The 5,849-nt window shown below is 31.2% G+C and carries 6 protein-coding genes; all 6 read right to left on the bottom strand.

The genetic code is table 11. From position 1 onward, the window contains the following. Positions 1–68: 68 nt before the first annotated feature. Positions 69–299 (bottom strand): hypothetical protein, encoded by a 231-nt coding sequence (locus CLTEP_RS13210; protein ID WP_066827453.1) that lies wholly within the window; start codon positions 297–299, stop codon positions 69–71. Between the two features lie 313 nt (positions 300–612). Beyond that, the gene (locus CLTEP_RS13205) at positions 613–1,365 is read right to left on the bottom strand and encodes a D-alanyl-D-alanine carboxypeptidase family protein (protein ID WP_066827451.1); all 753 of its coding nucleotides are present in this window, start codon (positions 1,363–1,365) and stop codon (positions 613–615) included. A 19-nt stretch (positions 1,366–1,384) separates the two neighbouring features. Then, positions 1,385–2,449 (bottom strand): D-alanine--D-alanine ligase family protein, encoded by a 1,065-nt coding sequence (locus tag CLTEP_RS13200; protein WP_066827446.1) that lies wholly within the window; start codon positions 2,447–2,449, stop codon positions 1,385–1,387. A gap of 26 nt (positions 2,450–2,475) precedes the next feature. Beyond that, positions 2,476–3,510, bottom strand: a complete 1,035-nt coding sequence (locus CLTEP_RS13195; protein ID WP_066827443.1) for a D-isomer specific 2-hydroxyacid dehydrogenase family protein — start codon at positions 3,508–3,510, stop codon at positions 2,476–2,478. Between the two features lie 355 nt (positions 3,511–3,865). Continuing rightward, positions 3,866–4,963: a vancomycin resistance histidine kinase VanS gene (vanS, locus tag CLTEP_RS13190; protein ID WP_242863949.1), complete on the bottom strand. Its 1,098-nt coding sequence runs from the start codon at positions 4,961–4,963 to the stop codon at positions 3,866–3,868. After that, positions 4,956–5,660, bottom strand: coding sequence for a VanR-ABDEGLN family response regulator transcription factor (vanR, locus tag CLTEP_RS13185; protein WP_066827442.1), 705 nt, complete (start codon positions 5,658–5,660; stop codon positions 4,956–4,958). Before vanR ends, vanS begins: the two co-directional genes overlap by 8 nt. Positions 5,661–5,849: the final 189 nt, after the last annotated feature.

Below are 5,849 nucleotides of genomic sequence, written 5' to 3'. Positions count from 1 at the left end.
ATCATTACAAAATCTTAATCCATGGCATTATTAAAAAAAATTTGATAACTCATTTTACAAATAAATCTTTATGTCCAAACAATAATCATCTCACCTGGTATATTAGTCATATGCTTTTTGAAAATTTCTTCAGCTATGTCAATTAATGTTTTTAGTCTTTTTTTCTCTTTACTAACTATGTTCTTACCCGTTTCTGTAATGATATATTCTTTCCTTCTTCCATTTCCAACATCTATATGTATAATCCAATTACGTTTCTGCAAAGTATTAATAGCACCACCTTTTGCGTTACCTCTCAAAAATTCTATCTCCTTTCACGTTACGGCTACTGCAATAACCGTAATAACTGTCAATAACAAAATATTTTAGTTTAACAGTTTATGTATCAACTTTAAAAGAAATAATCCCTGCATTCAGCAGGGTTAATTTAATAGCTTTATGCATGCATCAGACTTTCTGATTAATACCATATAATCAAAATAATCTAAGCAACTTCTATTCAGACTTTTTCCATTCATAAAAGAATGCATTATCACATATTTTATAGGTGATCCACTTCCCTTTAAGTCAAATAATAAAGTATTCCATTTTTTAACAAATAACCAAGTACCATCACCATAATGTTACGATTATTCCATCTACATTATTTCCTGATATTTGACAACGTGTATTTTCTTTAAGCAAAAGTTTAAAATTATGCTCATCATATATAGGAACAAAAAATATTTCATATTCTACATTATTTGATTTGTAATATAAATGTTCTCCCTTCTCTTTAAATTTCTTTAGGTATTCAATATATTCCTCTAATGTATAGTCCATATCCTCAATGATTTGAGCATGAGGATAACCCACATAACGGAAGTGCCATGGCTCCTTTGCTACATTTGTTATGAATTCCTTTCCTTCTTTGTATCTTTCTATAAAACCATATTTTGCTGCATTTTCACGAAATTCTTTACAAATTCCTGTATAAGAAAACTCTGGACATATAAAATCAATATCTGGCTTATTTTCTGCTAAATCAATTGCAAGTCCAGTGTGATGTTCACTGTGTCCCGGCATAGCCACAAAATTAGTAGTATACCCTACCCCTTCTTCGCGAAGACAATCTTCATAAATCTCTATCTGTTCCTGCACACTGCGTAATCCACTTACTGGTACAATTTCTTTTGCACAATTTAGCTTGTGTATTAATTCTTTAAGCTTTTTACTAGCCCGTTTATGTAATAGTATTTTAGGAAAGTCCTTTCTTACAGGAACCATCCAGTGCTCCTGATTTTCTATTCTGTATGGGTAAGCAGAATTAACTAATATTAATTCACCACAATAAATCTGCTGCTGCTGTATTGTTAATGATCTCATATTTTTTCAACCTCTTTTCTTATTTACTTAATGCAAGCTCTATAACTTTATCTATAACTTCTGAAATACTAATTCCGGCTGCCTCCATCATACGTGGATATCTACTATATGAAGTAAAACCAGGCATTGTATTCACTTCATTAAACACAATTTCATTTTGTGGTGTCAAAAACATGTCTACCCTTGCAAGACCTGTGCATCCTAAGGCATTATAGATAGTCTTTGCACTTTCTTTAATTTGTGCTGTTATATTAGCCTCCAAATGAGCAGGTACATGAATTGTTGAATTTTCAGATCTTATCTCTGGCTTTTCCTCTTGATGAATTCTGAAAAATCCATGAGACAGCTCTATCTGGTCAACTTCACCAACCATCAAGTTCTCTCCTATTCCAAGTACTGCACAGCCAACCTCACAACCATCCACACTTTCTTCAATAATTATTTTGCAGCCATATTTCCTTGCCTCCTTAATAGCAGACATAAGTTCATTTTGTGCATTTACTTTTGTGACACCAAAAGAAGAACCTGAACTGGCTGGTTTAACAAATAAAGGATATTTTAAAGCATTGATTTCTTCTAACCTGCTCTCTATAATCTCATAATCATAAATAGTTATGGACGAAGTTACTTTTTCTCCTGCACTTTTTACATTTTGATGTGCAACATCTTTATCCATGCACAAAACAGAGCTACACATTTTACATCCAACATATGGAATATTAGCCAACTCAAATAAGCCTTGAATACTTCCATCCTCTCCACATTTTCCGTGTAATACAGGAAATACCACATCTATTTTGGTACTAGATACCTTTTCATTCCTTATCTCAACAAAACCGTGAATATCACGATTTGGTGCCATAATTATTTGGGTACAAAACCTTGTGTCAAGCCATGCATCATCTAAAATCATATCTACAGGACCATCATATTTATACCATTTTCCATCCTTTGTTATTCCAATTATAATCACTTCATACTTTGATGTATCTATATGCGTCATAATATTGTGTACTGATTTTAATGAAATTTTATATTCATCGGAGCATCCCCCAAATAAAACTGCCACTTTAATTTTTTTCATGGTTCTTCCTCCATATACTATTTATTTTACTGAGCCATATTGACCCATACTTTTCGTGAGTTCTTTTCAAATTGAATACAGCTTCGTATAGAATTGTTCACCATTTCTCTCACTGCTTGTTCAGTGTAAAATGCCATATGCGGTGTAATAATTACATTAGAAAATGAATTTAACAACGCAATCTCTTTATTTGCCAATGGTTTACCTCTATAATTCTCATAGAACAATCCCGTTTCATTTTCTATTACATCTAATGCAGCTCCTCCAAGCTTTTTTTCTTCAATTGCTTCTATCAATGCTGTGGTATTTACTAAAGAACCACGACCTGTGTTTATAATCACTGCGTTTCGTTTCATTTTTCCTATGTTTTCTTTGTCAATTATGTGGTAGTTATCCTTTGTAGCAGGCATATGCAACGTAATCACATCACTTTTCTGTAATAATACATCTAAATCTACATACTCTCCATATTTACAGACCTCCTCATTTGGATATAAGTCATATGCAAGGATTTTGCATCCAAAGCCTTTAAGGTGAGAAATTACTGTGCTTCCAATAACTCCCGTCCCTATTACTCCCACAGTAAGCTCCTGAATTTCCCGTCCTGCTTTTTCAGGAAGACTATAATTCTGCACATCTGTACGTTTTAATAGCAGTTTTGCCTGACGTATCACCATAAGAATAAGCATGATTGTATAATCAGCCACGCTATTTGGCGAATATCTGACATTTCCTACATACATACCTATCTTATTGGCATGTTCAATATCAATATGATCATACCCAACTGTTCGTGTTGAAATATAGCGTACACCATTCTTATATAAAGTATCTAATAAGGGAACAGTTACTTTTGTAGAATGATTAATGCTGATACATCTGCACCCTAATGATAAACCTGCTGTTTCTTCTGAGATATTCTGACTTGTAATAATTAACTTAATACCATGTTCCTTTGCATACTGTTTAAATAATTCTTCTTCCTCTAAAGAACAGGAATAAGCCACCATTTTTGAAGTGTTTTTAGGTTTTATTTTGTTTTTAGTTCTTATTTGCAGCATAATAATCCTCCTACCTCAATAATTTAATATTTTATATCCCTAAAGGAATAAACAGTGCAATATTGCCAAAGATATTTTTTTAAACAACATCTATATTTACCCTATCCCAGAAATATTCTGTAATAAATTCAAAGGGCTTAAGATTTAATTGTCAAAGACCCAATTAATATAACATTCGAAATGAATCTTTGTTTGTTCAATTCCTTTTCCATAATAAGCCTCTTATTTTAATATTCTGCACAAAGAAAGCCACTCTCTGTTTCAATACCTATATGGTATCAAAATAAAAAGTGGCTTTCTTTCGTTATCTAGTACAAAAACTTTATTTTTTTGTGATAAAAATCATACAATTTTCTTACGAAAGTGTTGGAATGAAAATTTTAAAATCAATTCTCTCATTTTCACTATATGCATTTATAGTTCCTTTATGAAGTTCAATAATTTTTTTTGCTATTGCAAGACCTAAACCTGAACCTCCTGTTTTTGTATCACGAGAGCTATCTAAACGATAAAATTGCTCAAAAATACGATTTAACTTTTCTTCAGGAATAGTATTACCTTCATTACTAAAACATATATATACTCCATTGCTTTTTTTCTCTGCTGTAATTTTAATTGTACTGTTTTCAAAACTATAATGTATGGCATTACGAATTAAATTGTCAAAAACACGTTCCATTTTATTTACATCACATTTAATTTGAATATCTGGATCAACCTTTAAATTACAATTAAGGTTTTTAGTTTCAAACATAGGCTTGAATTCATAAGAAATCTGTTCAAGCATTCGTGTTAAATTAATACTGCTTGGTTCAAAGGTTAACTGAGTTAAATTAAATCGGGTAATCTCAAAAAATTCATTTATCAATTCTTCCAGACGTTCCGCTTTATTTAAAGATATAGATAAGTATTTTTCTCGTAGTTCATTTGATATTTGCTGTTCATCATGCAATAAGGTTAAATAGCCAATAACAGAGGTTAGTGGTGTTTTCAGATCATGAGCAAGATAAACTATTAAATCATTTTTTCGCTGTTCTGCTTCTTTTGCTATTCGTGCATTTTTAACAGCATTCATCTTAACTTGATTCATTTGTTCTTCCACTTCTTTTAGTTCAACTGGAAGATGTATTAACTTATCATCATCTGCTATAAGTTGTTTACTTGCATACATCATAACCTCTGTGTATCCCCATGATTTTTTCCAATAAAATAATATAACATAGATTATATCTATTAACCAAATAATTACAAATAAGCAAGGCAAGTAGTTTTTAACAACTTGTGCTAACATGTAGACTATATCCTCTTCATAAAAAGTAAACTGATGGTAAATAAGCTCTAACAATGCTAATAACACTACAAATCCTATAGTAGATATTAATATTGTAGTAAAAATCTTAGCCAATACTACCATTTTTAAATCTTTAGTTAAAAATTTTTTTTCTCTATTCAATTGTATATCCAACCCCCCATACTGTTTTAATAAATTTAGGTTTTCTTGATGGTTCTTTCATTTTTTCTCGAAGTCTTGCTATATGAGCCATTACAGTATTATTGTTATCAAAATATTTTTCTTTCCAAACAGCTTCAAAAAGTTCTTCTGAAGAAACTACTTTTCCTTTGTTTTCGCATAAATACCACAAGATTGAAAATTCAATAGGCGTTAGTGAAACTGTTTGTCCATATAAAGTACATTTGTGATTATCCTTATTTATTATTAACCCACGAAAATCATATTCATTTGCTACATTTTCAAATACATAATCTTTTTTTATCTCATTATACCTTTTATATCGTCTTAGCTGACTTTTTACCCTTGCTGATAATTCTAATGGATTGAATGGCTTGGTTAAATAATCATCTGCTCCCAAAGTCAGACCTTTTATCTTGTCCATATCTTCGATTTTTGCAGTTAACATAATTATAGGGAAAAAATATTTCTCCCTAATCTTCTGACATATAGTAAATCCATCAATGTCAGGAAGCATCACATCCAAAATTGCAAGATCAAATGTCACTTTTCCCAAGCATTCTAATGCTTCTTTTCCTGTATAAAACTTATATACATTATAGTTGTCATTTTTCAAATAAACTTCTACTAAATCTGCAATTGGCTGTTCATCATCTACTACCAAAATATTTGTATCCATAACATTCCTTCCTTTTCAACATTAACTAAATATTTTTTCTTCCACATCATAAAGATAAACTATGTGAACTACCCTCCACTTACTTCGTTGAAGTGGGGGCTTCTTGGTCAATACTCCCAATGGAGCAAGTTTACCCAAGCTAACAAGGTCGTCCCAACCTCTGATTATTACCAAAATTATATAGCTAAT

It is taken from the genome of Clostridium tepidiprofundi DSM 19306 (genome assembly GCF_001594005.1).
GTDB lineage: Bacteria > Bacillota > Clostridia > Clostridiales > Clostridiaceae > Clostridium_AC > Clostridium_AC tepidiprofundi.
Note: the sequence above shows the minus strand (reverse complement) of the source record. Positions and strands in the feature narration are given on the sequence as shown.